Source organism: Kutzneria viridogrisea DSM 43870, assembly GCF_000525635.1.
GTDB classification, from domain to species: domain Bacteria; phylum Actinomycetota; class Actinomycetes; order Mycobacteriales; family Pseudonocardiaceae; genus Kutzneria; species Kutzneria viridogrisea.
The window spans coordinates 3,428,286-3,441,852 of the sequence record NZ_CP007155.1 but is presented as its reverse complement, the minus strand read 5'-3'; the positions used below and the strand labels follow the sequence as shown (position 1 = coordinate 3,441,852).

9 protein-coding genes are annotated in these 13,567 nt (G+C 71.7%); 6 read left to right on the top strand and 3 right to left on the bottom strand.

Annotation, left to right across the window (positions count from 1 at the left end):
• Positions 1-37 precede the first annotated feature (37 nt).
• Positions 38-2,026 (bottom strand): acyl-CoA dehydrogenase family protein, encoded by a 1,989-nt coding sequence (locus KALB_RS15465; protein ID WP_025356618.1) that lies wholly within the window; start codon positions 2,024-2,026, stop codon positions 38-40.
• A 127-nt stretch (positions 2,027-2,153) separates the two neighbouring features.
• On the opposite strand from KALB_RS15465, the gene kstR reads away from it, so the two are divergent.
• Together kstR and KALB_RS15455 are read left to right on the top strand one after the other, a co-directional pair.
• A complete protein-coding gene (gene kstR, locus KALB_RS15460) occupies positions 2,154-2,762 on the top strand; it encodes a cholesterol catabolism transcriptional regulator KstR (RefSeq protein ID WP_025356617.1) in 609 nt (202 codons plus the stop codon).
• Between the two features lie 47 nt (positions 2,763-2,809).
• On the top strand, positions 2,810-5,308 hold the full coding sequence (locus KALB_RS15455; protein ID WP_025356616.1) for a DEAD/DEAH box helicase: 2,499 nt from the start codon (positions 2,810-2,812) through the stop codon (positions 5,306-5,308).
• 338 nt (positions 5,309-5,646) lie between these two features.
• On the opposite strand, the gene KALB_RS15450 is transcribed toward KALB_RS15455, so the two are convergent.
• Positions 5,647-5,964, bottom strand: coding sequence for a hypothetical protein (locus tag KALB_RS15450; protein WP_025356615.1), 318 nt, complete (start codon positions 5,962-5,964; stop codon positions 5,647-5,649).
• A 166-nt stretch (positions 5,965-6,130) separates the two neighbouring features.
• Here KALB_RS15450 and KALB_RS15445 point away from each other — a divergent pair, with 166 nt between their 5' ends.
• The 4 genes from KALB_RS15445 (at position 6,131) to KALB_RS15430 (ending at position 12,541) form a co-directional block, all read left to right on the top strand.
• Entirely contained in the window at positions 6,131-7,924 is a 1,794-nt protein-coding gene (locus KALB_RS15445) for an ABC transporter ATP-binding protein (RefSeq protein ID WP_025356614.1), read from the top strand.
• On the top strand, positions 7,921-9,837 hold the full coding sequence (locus KALB_RS15440; RefSeq protein WP_025356613.1) for an ABC transporter ATP-binding protein: 1,917 nt from the start codon (positions 7,921-7,923) through the stop codon (positions 9,835-9,837). Before KALB_RS15445 ends, KALB_RS15440 begins: the two co-directional genes overlap by 4 nt.
• A 124-nt stretch (positions 9,838-9,961) precedes the next feature.
• Positions 9,962-12,001, top strand: a complete 2,040-nt coding sequence (locus tag KALB_RS15435) for a hypothetical protein (RefSeq protein WP_025356612.1) — start codon at positions 9,962-9,964, stop codon at positions 11,999-12,001.
• Positions 12,002-12,004: 3 nt separating this feature from the next.
• Positions 12,005-12,541: a hypothetical protein gene (locus tag KALB_RS15430; RefSeq protein ID WP_025356611.1), complete on the top strand. Its 537-nt coding sequence runs from the start codon at positions 12,005-12,007 to the stop codon at positions 12,539-12,541.
• 158 nt (positions 12,542-12,699) lie between these two features.
• Here the strand turns inward: KALB_RS15430 and KALB_RS15425 are convergent, their stop codons facing one another.
• The gene (locus KALB_RS15425; protein ID WP_025356610.1) at positions 12,700-13,554 is read right to left on the bottom strand and encodes an SCO6745 family protein; all 855 of its coding nucleotides are present in this window, start codon (positions 13,552-13,554) and stop codon (positions 12,700-12,702) included.
• Between the last annotated feature and the right edge of the window lie 13 nt (positions 13,555-13,567).

Below are 13,567 nucleotides of genomic sequence, written 5' to 3'. Positions count from 1 at the left end.
TCCTCACGTAGAACGTGTTTCAGTTTTAGCGCAGCGGCTACTGTCGGGGCAAGCCCAGCAGCTGTTCGGCGGCCAGGGTGAGCAGCACCTGGGTGGTGCCGCCCGCGATGCTCAGGCACCGAGTGAGCAGGAACTCGCGACTACACTCCCCCGCCACCGCACCAGCGGGCCCGAGCAGGTCCAATGCCGCTTCCGCAACGGATTGCCGATGCCGCACGCCGACCAGCTTGCGCACACTGGACCCGGCGCCGGGGTCGTGGCCGCCGAGCCGGTTCAGCGTGCCGCGCAGGTCCAGCAGGGAGACCGCCAGGCCCTGGGCCACGAGTGCGCCGATCCGCTCGGCATGTTCAGCGCCCGGCTCATGAGCCAGAACGCGTTCCACCTCCTCCCCCAAGGAACTCCCGCCGCCCATGGCGACCCGCTCGTTGGCCAGCGTGGTGCGGGCCAGCCGCCAGCCGCCGTTGACCTCGCCGACCACGCAGTCATCGGGCACGAAGACCTCGTCCAGGAAGACCTCGTTGAACACCGCGTCCCCGGTGATCTCCCGCAGCGGGCGCACCTGGATCCCCGGCGAACGCATGTCCACCAGGAAGTACGTGATGCCCTTGTGCTTGGCGACCCGCTCGTCGGTGCGAGCCAGGCAGATCGCCCAGTCGGCCTCGCGAGCCAGCGAGGTCCACACCTTCTGGCCGGTCAGCCGCCAGCCGCCAGGCGCCCGCACCGCCCGAGTGCGCAGCGAGGCCAGGTCCGAACCCGCCTCTGGCTCGCTGAACAGCTGGCACCACACCAGGTCCCCGCGCAGAGTCGGCCCGGCGAAGCGCTCGCGCTGGGCCTCGGTGCCGTGCGCGAGGATCGTGGGCACCGCCCACCAGCCGATGACCAGGTCCGGGCGGCCGATCCCGGCAGCTCGCAGCTCCTCCTCGATCACGAGCTGCTCGGCGGGCGCGGCGTCCAGCCCGTACGGCTTGGGCCAGTGCGGTGCCAGGTAGCCCGACTCGGCCAGCGCCACGCGCTGGTCGGCGGCCCCGGCGATCGAGGCCACCACGGCGCGGACCGGCTCGCGGTCGGCGGCGAGGTCGACGTGCAACGTCCTGCGCTGCCCCTGCCCGGCGAGCGAGGCGACCCGCCGCCGCCACCTCGCGCTGCCGCCCAGCAGTTGGCGCGAGGCCACCGCCCGCCGCAGGTAGCGGTGTGCGTCGTGCTCCCAGGTGAAGCCGATACCACCCAGCACCTGGATGCAGTCCTTGGCGTTGTCCACGGCGGCGTCCAGCGCGATCGCCGCGGCCACGGCGGCGGCCAGCGGCAGTTCTCCCGGCGACTGGTCGGCGGCGCAGGCGGCGTCCCAGGCCACGGCGGCGGCCTGCTCGGCACGGCAGAGCATCTCCACGCACAGGTGCTTGACCGCCTGGAAGGACCCGATCGGGCGGCCGAACTGGGTGCGCACCCGCGCGTACTCGACGGCGGTGCGCAGGCACCACTCGGCGATGCCGACGCCTTCGGCGGCCGCCAGCGTGGCGAGCAGGTCGGTGACGGGCGCGGTGCCGATCACCCGCTCGGCGGGGACCAGCTCCTCGTCCAGGTCCACTTCGGTCAGCGGGCGGCTGGGGTCCAGGGGCTCGCCACCGACCGGCGATCCGCCCTCGGCCAGCACCCACGTGCCCCCGGCCGACAGCAGCAGCGCACCGGGCTCGCCCAGCGCCAGGGCCCGCCCGCTGATCAGCAGGCCGCCGTCGGCGCGGGGCCTCGCGACCAGTTCGGACGGTCCACAGTGGACCGCGCACGGCCCGTCGTGGCGGCGGAGCACGAGCCCGGCCAGCGCGGTGGGCAGCACCGGGCCGGGCGCCAGCCGCTCGGCCGCGGCGGACAGGGCCACGGCCAGGTCCACGACCGGCCCGCCCAGCCCACCGGCCGGTTCGGGCAGGCACAGGGAGAACAGGCCCAGTTCGGTCAGCTCCGGCCAGCCGCTCCCGCAGGCGCGCACGGCTTCGGCGAGGTCGCGCTGGGTGTCCGTGATGGCGATCGGCATCAGCCAAGAGTAGAACGTGTTTCACTTCACGTCACGGCCCCCTGACGTACAATGCAATATGAAAATGAAACACGTTTCGATCGTGTAACGTACGCGGTCGACACGCGACACCACCGCAGGGGGATCGATGCCCGCGACGCCACGAGCGCGCTCCGGCCAGCTCACCGAGGAGGAACTGGGCTCGGCGGCTCAGCGCGACCGCCGCAAGCGCATCATCGAGGCGACGATCGCGCTGGCCTCCAAGGGCGGCTTCGACGCGGTGCAGATGCGCGCCGTTGCCGAGCGGGCCGACGTCGCCCTCGGCACCCTGTACCGCTACTTCCCGTCCAAGATCCACCTGCTGGTGTCCGGGCTGGCCACCCAGCTGGAGCACTCCCTGGAGCGGGCCGAGCGCGGGCCGATCCCCGGGGACAACGCGGCCGAACGGGTGCTGTCGGTGCTGGGCCGGATCACCAAGGGCATGCAGCGCGAGCCGCACCTGACCGAGGCGATGACCCGGGCCTTCATGTTCGCCGACACCTCCGCGGCGACCGAGGTGGACCAGGTGGCGCTGCTGATCGAGACCCTGTTCATCCGGGCCATGGGCCACACCGAGCCCACCGAGGAGGACAAGGCCATCGCCAGGGTGATCGGCGACGTGTGGCTGTCCAACCTGGTCGCCTGGGTCACCCGGCGCGCCTCGGCCAGCGACGTGACCAACCGCCTGGAACTGACCGTGCGCCTGCTGCTGCGCTGACCCTGATTCGCGCGCGGCCCCCGGTACAGGGCACGATCAGTGCCATCATGACGCTCACCGACCTGCTCCCCGACGCCGCCGATCCCGACACCCTGTTCGAGACCTTCTCGGCCTGGGCCGAGGACCAGGGCACGGCGCTGTACCCGCACCAGCAGGAAGCCCTGATCGAGGTGGTGTCCGGGGCGAACCTGATCCTGAGCACCCCGACCGGCTCCGGCAAGAGCCTGGTCGCCGCGGGGGCGCACTTCACCGCGCTGGCCCAGGGCGTGCGCAGCTTCTACACCGCGCCGATCAAGGCCCTGGTGTCGGAGAAGTTCTTCGCGCTGTGCGAGACCTTCGGCGCGGACAAGGTCGGCATGCTAACCGGGGACGCCAGCGTCAACGCCGAGGCGCCGATCATCTGCTGCACCGCGGAGATCCTGGCCAACCTGGCGCTGCGCGACGGGGCCGAGGCCGACGTGGGCCAGGTCGTCATGGACGAGTTCCACTTCTACTCCGAGCCCGACCGCGGCTGGGCCTGGCAGGTGCCGCTGCTGGAGCTGCCCAGAGCCCAGTTCGTGCTGATGTCGGCGACCCTCGGTGACGTCACCCGCTTCGAGACCGACCTCACCCGGCGCACCGGACGGCCCACCGCCGTGGTGCGCAACGCCGAACGGCCCGTGCCGCTGCTGTTCAACTACGTGCTGACCCCGCTGCACGAGACCCTGGAGGAACTGCTCTACACCAAGCAGGCCCCGGTCTACGTCGTGCACTTCACCCAGGCCGCGGCGATCGAGCGCGCGCAGTCGCTGATGAGCATCAACGTCAGCACCCGCGCGGAGAAGGACGCCATCGCGGAGATGATCGGCCGGTTCCGGTTCTCCTCCGGGTTCGGCAAGACCCTGTCCCGGCTGGTGCGCCACGGCATCGGCGTGCACCACGCTGGCATGCTGCCCAAGTACCGGCGGCTGGTGGAGCGGCTGGCCCAGGCCGGGCTGCTGAAGATCATCTGCGGTACGGACACGCTCGGCGTCGGCATCAACGTGCCGATCCGCACCGTGCTGTTCACCGCGCTGAGCAAGTACGACGGCACGCGCACCCGGCTGCTCAAGGCCCGCGAGTTCCACCAGATCGCCGGGCGGGCGGGCCGCGCGGGCTACGACACCGTGGGCATGGTCGTAGTGCAGGCCCCCGAGCACACCGTGGAGAACGAGAAGGCACTGGCCAAGGCCGGGGACGACCCGAAGAAGCGGCGCAAGGTGGTCCGCAAGAAGCCGCCGGAGGGCTTCGTGTCCTGGGGCGAGCCCACCTTCCAGCGGCTGGTCGAGGCCGAACCGGAGCCGCTGACCTCCAGCTTCGGGGTCAGCCACTCCATGCTGCTCAACGTGATCGGCAGGCCGGGCGACGCCTTCGCCGCGATGCGCCACCTGCTGGAGGACAACCACGAGGACCGCAAGTCCCAGCTGCGGCTGATCCGCCGCTCCATCGCGATCTACCGCGCACTGCTCGCGGCCGGGGTCGTGGAGAAGCTGCCCGAGCCCGACGAGCAGGGCCGCACCGTGCGCATCACCGGCGACCTGCAACTGGACTTCGCGCTCAACCAGCCGCTGTCCCCGTTCGCGCTGGCCGCCGTGGAACTGCTCGACCGGGACGCCCCCGGCTACGCGCTGGACGTGCTCTCGGTGATCGAGTCCATTCTGGACGATCCGCGCCAGGTGCTGTCCGCACAGGAGCACAAGGCCCGCGGCGAGGCCATCGGCGCGATGAAGTCCGAGGGCATCGAGTACGAGGAGCGCATGGCGCTGCTCGAGGACGTGACCTACCCCAAGCCGCTGGAGGAGTTGCTCACCGGGGCGTACGACACCTACCGGCGCGGGCATCCCTGGGTGGCCGACCACCGGCTGTCGCCCAAGTCCGTGGTGCGCGACATGTTCGAGCGGGCCATGACCTTCGGCGAGTACGTGCAGTACTACTCGCTGGCCCGGTCGGAGGGGCTCGTGCTGCGCTACCTGGCCGACGCGTACAAGGCGCTGCGGCAGACCGTGCCCGCCGAGGCCCGCACCGAGGAGCTGTCCGATCTCACCGAGTGGCTCGGCGAGCTGGTACGCCAGGTCGACTCCAGCCTGATCGACGAGTGGGAGAAGCTCACCAACCCCGAGGACGAGCCCACCACCCCCATCGACGACGGGCCGCCCGCCGTCACCCTGAACCTGCGGGCCTTCCGCGTGCTCGTGCGCAACGCCCTGTTCCGCCGCGTGGAGCTGGCCGCGCTGCGCAACTACTACGAACTCGGCGAGCTCGACGGCGAGTACGGCTGGGACGCCCAGGCCTGGCAGGAGGCGCTGTCGGGCTACTACGAGGAGTACGACCGGATCGGCACCGGCCCCGACGCGCGCGGGCCCGCCTTCCTGACCATCACCACCGAGCCCGAGCGCTGGCTCGTGCGCCAGGTGTTCGACGACCCCGAGGGCGACCACGACTGGGGGATCAGCGCCGAGGTCGACCTCGCCGGTTCCGACGAGTCCGGCACCGCCGCACTGGTCATCACCGACGTGGGCCCGCTCTGACCCGAATGTCGTGAAGGTGCCGTTCGCGGCGTTCAACGTCGTGAACGGCACCTTCCTGACACCGCCACGGCGCGCTGCGAAAGGACCGTTCGCTGCGTCCAGCGCAGTGAAAGCCACCTTCGCGGCGGTCGTGGCAGGCGCCCAGCGTCGCCAACGGCACGCGACACGCAGCCGGGCGGGACTCACGCTCCCCAGACCGGGACTCGCGCACCCCAGAGCGGGACTCGCCGTACCGGAACGTCCGACACGCCGTACCGGGAGCGCCGACACGCGCGGGCCCGGCGCGCAGCACGACGTCGCGGGCCCCCGCACGGTGGGGACCCACGACGTCGGTGCGGTCAGGAACCGGCCAGTGCCGTGTCGACCCGGCGTTCGATCAGCGCCGCGACCTGCTGGGGATCAAGTCCCGGCTGGATCGCGGCCAGTGCCTTGACCGCTTCGAGGGCGGCGGCGGCCATGGCCTCCGCGCGCCCGGCCCGCATCGACGCGCTGACCAGCCACTGCGGCAGCGAGTAGGTCTCCTGGCTGGTGGGATCGTCCGGGTCGTGCTCCGGGTTGACCAGCCGCCAACCGTTGAGCGCGCTGACAACGGTCGCCGGGACCGCCTGCACGGCGCGGTCCAGTCTCTCGACTGCGTGCGCCAGCTCCTCGTCCATCTCGCCCCTCCAGCGCACCCGCGTGTGTGACGGTCCCGGCCCGTCGTCCTTCCCCCGGGCAAGGATCATGCTCCTGGCCTGGCCATACACCGGACATCCGGGAAACCCCGTACATCGGTGAAAACAAAGTACGGAGGTAGGCTCACTTCTTGCTAGGCTGGGCGGCATGGACCACCCAGGGGGATACCGCGCGCCACGTGCGCGCATCAACCCGGACAGCAACCGCTCCTGGCTGCGCCGCGCGCTGCCGGTGGTGCTGGCACACCGCTGGATGTTCGGCTCGGCGCTGGCGCTGGCCTTCGTCGGGCTGGTGATCAGCGTGCAGATACCCAGCCTGCTGCAGGGCGCGATCGACAACGCCATCGTCACGCACCGGGACCAGCTGGGCCACTACCTCTGGTGGATCGGCGGCCTGGCCGCGGCCACCCTGGTCACCGGCTACCTGTCCCGGCTGCTGCTGTTCCGCACCGCGTACGAGATCGAGTACGACCTGCGCAACATCATGTACGAGCACCTGACCGGACTGTCCTTCCCGTTCTTCGACCGGGCGCAGACCGGCCAGCTGATCTCCCGGGCCAACTCCGACATCCGCTCGGTGCAGATGTACCTGACCTTCGCCCCGTTCATCCTGGTGCAGTGCGGCATCGCCGTGGTGGCATTCGGCTACATGCTGGCGATCAACGTGCCGCTGGCACTGGTGTCCATGCTGCCCATGCCGCTGGTGTTCCTGGCGGGCCGCCGCATGCAGAACACGATGTTCCCGGTGTCCTGGCTGATCCAGTCCCGGCTGGCCGAGGTCGCCACGGTGGTGGACGAGAACGTCAACGGGGTCCGCGTGGTGAAGTCCTTCGCCGCCGAGGGCCGCCAGTTGCAGGCCGCCCAGCGCGCGGCGAACAGGCTGCGCTGGGCCTACGTCAAGGACGCCGACCTGCGGGCCCACTGGACGCCCGCGGTGCAGAACCTGCCCAGGGTGGGCCTGGTGATCGTGCTGCTGCTGGGCGGCTACCTGGCCGTACAGGGTGAACTGGGGGTCGGCGCCATCCTGGCGTTCAACTCCTACCTGATGCTGATGCAGATGCCGTTCCAGATGGTCGGCATGCTGATCATGATGGGCCAGCGGGCCGCCGCCTCGGCGCAGCGGCTCTACGAGGTGCTCGACGAACAGCCCGAGATCGTGGACGCCCCGGACGCCCGCGAGCTGACCGGCTGCGCGGGCGAGGTGGAGTTCGACTCGGTGCGCTTCGGCTACGCCGAGGGCCCCGACGTGCTCCAGGACTTCTCCCTGCGCGTGCACCAGGGCGAGACGGTGGCGCTGGTGGGCCGCACCGCCAGCGGCAAGTCCACGGTGGCCAGGCTGCTCCCCCGCTTCTACGACGTGCGCTCCGGCGCGGTCCGGGTGGACGGGATCGACGTGCGCGCGCTGACCACGCACAGCCTGCGCGAGGCCGTGGGTGTGGTGCTGGACGAGCCCTTCCTGTTCAGCGAGTCGATCAGGGACAACATCGCCTACGGGCGGCCGGACGCCGACATCACCGACATCGAGCGGGCCGCGCGGGTGGCCGGGGCGCACGAGTTCATCACCGAACTGCCCGAGGGCTACGACACGGTGATCGGCGAGCGCGGCTACACCCTCTCCGGCGGCCAGCGCCAGCGCATCGCGATCGCGCGAACCCTGCTGGTGAACCCGCCGGTACTGGTGCTCGACGACGCCACCAGCGCCGTGGACGTGCAGACCGAGCAGCGGATCCACGCCGGGCTGGGTGAACTGCTGGCCGGGCGCACCACGCTGGTGATCGCGCACCGGCTGTCCACCATCAGCCTGGCCGACCGCGTGGTGCTGGTCGAGGGCGGCCGGGTGGTCGCCGAGGGCACGCACACCGAACTGCTGGCAACCACTCCGCTCTACTCCGAGGTGCTGGCCACCGCGGCGGACGACGACATGACAGGGGCGACGGCATGACCTGGCCAGGTGGTGGGGGCAACGCCTTCGCGGCGACCAGGGCGGGGGCCGGCGGCCTGCCCTTCGCGGGCATCCCCCCGGAGTTGCAGGACGGGGTGGACAAGCTGCTGGCCACCGAGCCGGAGCACCCCGAGCCGACGGCGCGGTTCGCGCACGCCCGCAAGGACCCGGACGGGGCGCGGCTGAGCCTGCGCAGGCTGGTGCGGCCGTACTGGGCGCTGGCCGCGCTGGCGGGCCTGCTCGTGGTGCTGGAGACGGCGGCTTACCAGGCGGGGCCCGCGCTGACCCAGATCGGCATCGACCAGGGCATCACCGGGCACAGCATGACCGCGCTGGTGGTGGTCGCCGTGCTGTACCTGCTGAGCGTGCTGGTCACCGGGCTGGCCTCGGCCGCGCGGGTGATGGTCACCGGCCGCATCGCCGCCTCGGTGATGAACGACCTGCGCGTGCGGGTGTTCACCCAGTTGCAGCGGCTGTCGCTGGACTTCTTCACCGAGGAGAAGGCCGGGGTGATCATGACCCGGATGACCAGCGACATCGAGAACCTGCAACAGCTCGTGCAGGACGGGCTGGTGCAGTTCGCCATCCAGGGCCTGACGATGGCCGTGGTGACCGTGGTGCTGTTCGCCTACGACGTGAAGCTGGCGCTGATCACCCTGCTGCTCGTGGTGCCCGCGCTGACCGCCGCCTCGCTGTGGTTCCACTCGGCCTCCAGCAAGGGCTACCTCAGGGTTCGCGACACCATCGCCGAGGTGCTGGCCAACCTGTCGGAGAGCCTTCAGGGCGTGCGGATCGTCACCGCGCACAACCGGCAGGGGCTCAACATCCGGCGGCACCGCCAGGTGACCGGCCGCTACCTGACGGCCAACGTCTACACCGCGCAGGTCAACTCGACCTACGGCCCCTCGACACAGGTGGTGGGCGTGGTCGGCCAGCTGGTGCTGCTCGTGTTGGGCGCTGGCATGGTCGCCGACGGCGAGCTGACCATCGGCGAGCTGATCGCGTTCCTGCTCTACCTGGGCGCGTTCTTCCAGCCGATCCAGCAGCTGGTGCAGCTCTACAACACCTACCAGCAGGGCCAGTCCTCCGTGGTCAAGCTGCGCGGCCTGCTGGGCACCGAGCCCAGCGTGCCGGAGGCCGCCGACGCGGTGGACCTGCCCCCGGTGCAGGGCGAGATCACCTTCGAGCGGGTGGGTTTCGGCTACCAGCCCGACCTGCCGGTGATCCGCGAGCTGGACCTGGAGATCGCCCGCGGGGAGACGGTGGCCTTCGTGGGACCGACCGGGGCGGGCAAGTCCACCCTGGCCAAGCTGGTGACCCGGTTCTACGACCCGACCCAGGGCCGGGTGCTGATCGACGGGCACGACCTGCGCGGGGTGGGCATCGAGTCGCTGCGCCGCCAGCTGGGCGTGGTGCCGCAGGAGCCGTTCCTGTTCGCGGGCACCCTGCGCGACAACGTGCGCTTCGCCCTGCCCGAGGCCGAGGAGGAGCAGGTCTGGCAGGCGCTGCGCGCGGTGGGCCTGGCCGAGGTCGTGGAGCGCATGCCCAACGGCCTGGACACCGTGGTGCAGGAGCGCGGGCAGTCGCTGTCCTCGGGCGAGCGGCAGCTGGTGGCCCTGGCGCGGGCGTTCCTGGCGCAGCCCCGCGTGCTGGTGCTGGACGAGGCCACGTCCAACCTCGACCGCAGCTCGGAGACCCGGATCGAGGCGGCGCTGGACGTGCTGTTGCAGGGCCGCACGGCACTGCTGATCGCGCACCGGCTGTCCACCGCGATGAAGGCCGACCGGATCGTGGTGGTGGACGGCGGACGGGTGGTCGAAACCGGTTCGCATGGCGAGTTGGTGGCCGCCGGAGGACGCTATGCGGAGATGTTCCAAACGTGGACTGACCAGTCAGAATCCACGAAAATGTGAGGCAGGTCACACATTTGCTCGGGCTTTGTGTGTCACCTGACACAGAGCCGCGCGCACTTCCCGGATAACTAACTCCTGGACGGGTGGCCATCGGGCGCCCCCGCGGGAGCGAGTCGAGAGGGCGATGACCGAACCGGTGCGCAAGGGCATCTCGGCGGCCGCCGCACGCCCGGGTGGCACCGCGGCCAAACTCGAACGGCGCAGCGAGGGGCTGGACAGCCTCGGCGTGGGCACCGTCGAGATCATCCCCGTACAGCGCGGCACCGCGCCGCAACGGCCCGCACCGCACACCTACCGGGTCAGCCCGCCGAAGATGGCCGGGTGGAGCTACCGGCTCGACGAACGCTCCCGCGAGGAGGTACGCGCCGTCTTCGTGCCCCCGGACGACTTCGAGGACACGGTGGCCTTCGCCAGACAGCACCCGCTGGTGGTGGTCCGGGTACCCACCGGGCACGGCAAGCACGTCACGGGATTCCGGCTGCTGGACCGCACCGGGGCCGAGGAGCTGCACTGCCTGAGCCACCCGCGGGACCTGCGCAGGCTCACCCGCGAACGGCTCGGCATGGGTGACGGCTACCTGCTCGTCGGCGGCGGGGCCAACCTGGCCCGGCTGCTGGACCGGCACGAGATCGCCCGGCTGGACACCGAACTGCGGCACGCCCGCGCCCGGCTGGTGGTCGTCGTGGACACCGACCTCGGCATCACCGACGGCGGCCTTGGCGAGCACCTCACCGAGATCCACGGCAGGCCGCGCGCGGAGACCGTGGTGCACCGGCACCTGCGGTGGCGGATGGCCGCGACGCCCAAGGCCGCCGAGGCCCTGCTGGCCCGCCAGGACGTGGCCGCGCTGATCGAGCAGGAGACCAGTCCGGACTCCTCGCCGCGGCGCGCGGCCGTGCTCGCCGGGCTGCTGGCCGACAGCGCCCGCGAGCCGGACTGCGCGGTGGACTCGGTGCGCACCAAGCTGTCCCAGCAGGCCATCGGCGAACTGGGCACCTGGTTCGCCGGGCTGCCCGATCAGCGGGCGCGCAGCCTGGCGATCGCGTTGGCCGTGCTCAACGGCCTGCCCTCGGACACCGTGGCCGAGGTGGGCAGGCTGCTCAACCGCAAGCTGGGCGCTCCGCACGGCCCGGTCGGCGGCACCGTGCTGACCGGGCTGCGCGCCCGCACCGGCAAGGCCACCGTGCGCACCGACCAGGGGCTCACCCCCGTGGAGGTCGTGGAGTACAGCGAGCCCGCGTACCCGAACCTGGTGCTGCGGCACGTCTGGCAGGAGCACCCGGAGGCGCACTGGGAGATCGTGGACTGGCTGCACGACCTGGGCGGCCACCCGATCGAGGAGGTGCGGGTCCGCGCGGGCACCGCGGCGGGCGCGCTGACCGCCGTGGACTTCGACTACCTGCAGCAACAGGTCTTGCTGCCCTGGGGATGCAGCAAGGACGCCCGCCACCGTGAGGCGGCAGCCATCGCGCTGGACGCCTCACACGCCGCGCCTTCGACGCGGGCCGCGGTGTGCGATCTGGTGGAGCGGTGGAGCTACGCCGACACCGCCGAACAGGTCGCCACCGCGGTGCGGGCGTACGGCGGCGGGGTCGGGGCCGACCGAGGGGACGCGGCGTTCCAGGCGTTCGACCGGCTCGCCGAGTGCGGGGACCCGGCCGTGGTCGAGGCGATCTGCGCGAGCCTGACCGAGCTGGTGGAGGCCGGTACCGGCAAGCTGGCGGGCCGGGTGCTGGCCACGCTCGCGCAGTGGACGGCCAGCCCGTCGGCGGCGCGCTCGGGCACGGGCACGCTGGCGTTCCTGCTGATGGCCGCCGACCTGGTGTGGGCCCCGCAGGAGCTGCCTGCCACCCGCTGGCCGCTGCTGCTGCGGCTGGCGGAACCGGAGCGGCACCGCGCGGTGATCACCGAGCTGTGGCGGACCGTGCTCGACTCGCCCGAGCACGCGTGCCTGTCCACCCAGGTGCTCGACGGCTGGGCGCACCTTGCCGAGCGCGACGAGCTGGCGCGGCGGGCCTTCGCGGCGCTGCTGCGTGAGGCGGCGACCACGCCCAGGGCCGAGGAGCGGGTACGCGCGCAGGCCCAGCGCTGGTCGCAGGAGCAGGACACCGTGCACGCCCCGCTGACGGCCCAGGCCGTGCTGGCCGCGACCGAGCTGGTCTGAGCGGTGCCGGAGGAGGTGTCGTTGATCCTGGCCGAGGAGCCGGTGCGCCGCATCCAGTTCAGCGGCCGTCCGGACACGCCGCGGGGTGTCGCAGTGGTCTGCGCCACCAAGGAGGGTCGGCTGGAGGAGGTCGGCAGGCTGGGCATCCTGGCCCGCTACCACCGCCGCTACGAGGTCGACCTCAGCGAGCACCACACCCGGCTGGCGGCCTTCGTGCCCGCCCAGCGCGACGGCCGCTTCGACTGCCGTGCCGAGCTGCGGTGGCAGGTCTGCGCCCCGGTGGAGGTGGTCCGCCACCGCGTGAGCGACGGCCGTGCGCTGTGCCACGACCGCCTGCTGGCCAAGCTGAGCCGGATCACCGAGCAGTTCCCCGCGGCCGAGTCGGCAGCCGCGGAGCGAGAGGTCAACAGCCGACTTGGTGCCGGTCCACTCGTCATGGACGAAGGCATCACCGTTCACCACTTTGCGGCGCGGCTGACCCCGGACGCCGGCTTGGACCAGCCGGCGTTCGGGGTCACACACCCCCGCGAGTCCCGCTGACCCGCACACGAGTCCCGCCCAGCGGAGCACGAGTCCCGCCCAGGACCGCGCGTGTCGGACGTTCCGGTGCCGCGTGTCGGCGCTTGCGGTACCGCGTGTCGGACGTTCCGGTACGCGGTGCGGGCGCCCCGGCCCAACCCGAGGCACCCTCGCGCGGCTCACTTCTTGGCGAACACCCCTGCGGGGAAGGCCCCGGCCTTCAGCGCGGTGACCGTGATCGGGTGGGCGAGTTCGCCCAGGCGGGCACACCTTTCCGCACCGAGGTGCGCCCACGGGGCCAGGTCCAGCCGGTCCGTGTGGTCCTCGACCTCGGCGCGCAGCGCGGTCCCGCGCTCGGTGGGCGCACCGTCCGCGTCCAGCAAGCCCTTGGCGCGCAACGACTCCTCGCCCGCGGCCCACTGCTCGTCGGACCAGCCGCGGGTGGACTTGGCCGCCTCGGGCAGGAAGCCGGTACCGGCCGCGGTGTGCGCGATCAGCGCCTCGATCCCGCTCAGCCCGGCCTGCACCAGCGCGGCGATGTGCCCGTCGCCGCGGAACTCGCGCAGCAGGGTGATGGCGTGCCAGTACACCAGGTGCGGCTCCTCGGGCCACTCCAGGTCGGCGTGCCCGGCGTAGAGCGCGCGGCCATCCGGGGTGCAGGCCTCGCTGGCGACGCGGGCCAGTTGCGCGGCCTCGGCCATCTCGGCGGAGGCGACCAGCTCGTCGCCCAGCAGCCTGCGCAGCGAGGCGTCAGCGGCCTTCCAGCGAGCCTCGACCACGGCCTTGGGTGTGGTCAGTGTCCACGCCCTGGGGATGTACTTGGCCACCGTCTCGGGGTTGAAGTTGTAGAACGTCGCGGCGACCGCACCCGGTCCGACCTCGCCCATCGGGGCGGCCCTGCCCGCGAAGTAGCACATGCGGCCCGGTCGCAGCCCCGCCGCGACGAAGTTCTCCTCGGCCTCCGGTGCGAAGTAGATCTGGGAGTGGATCGGCTCCAGCAGCTTGGCGAGCTTGTGGGTCGCTTTCAGGTCCATGGCGTTCACGCTA

Bases quoted from the DNA above. Each gene is read 5' to 3' on its own strand.
- KALB_RS15465 (WP_025356618.1), bottom strand. From the start codon at position 2,026: ATGCCGATCGCCATCACGGACACCCAGCGCGACCTCGCCGAAGCCGTG.
- kstR (WP_025356617.1), top strand. From the start codon at position 2,154: ATGCCCGCGACGCCACGAGCGCGCTCCGGCCAGCTCACCGAGGAGGAA.
- KALB_RS15455 (WP_025356616.1), top strand. From the start codon at position 2,810: ATGACGCTCACCGACCTGCTCCCCGACGCCGCCGATCCCGACACCCTG.
- KALB_RS15450 (WP_025356615.1), bottom strand. From the start codon at position 5,964: ATGGACGAGGAGCTGGCGCACGCAGTCGAGAGACTGGACCGCGCCGTG.
- KALB_RS15445 (WP_025356614.1), top strand. From the start codon at position 6,131: ATGGACCACCCAGGGGGATACCGCGCGCCACGTGCGCGCATCAACCCG.
- KALB_RS15440 (WP_025356613.1), top strand. From the start codon at position 7,921: ATGACCTGGCCAGGTGGTGGGGGCAACGCCTTCGCGGCGACCAGGGCG.
- KALB_RS15435 (WP_025356612.1), top strand. From the start codon at position 9,962: ATGACCGAACCGGTGCGCAAGGGCATCTCGGCGGCCGCCGCACGCCCG.
- KALB_RS15425 (WP_025356610.1), bottom strand. From the start codon at position 13,554: ATGGACCTGAAAGCGACCCACAAGCTCGCCAAGCTGCTGGAGCCGATC.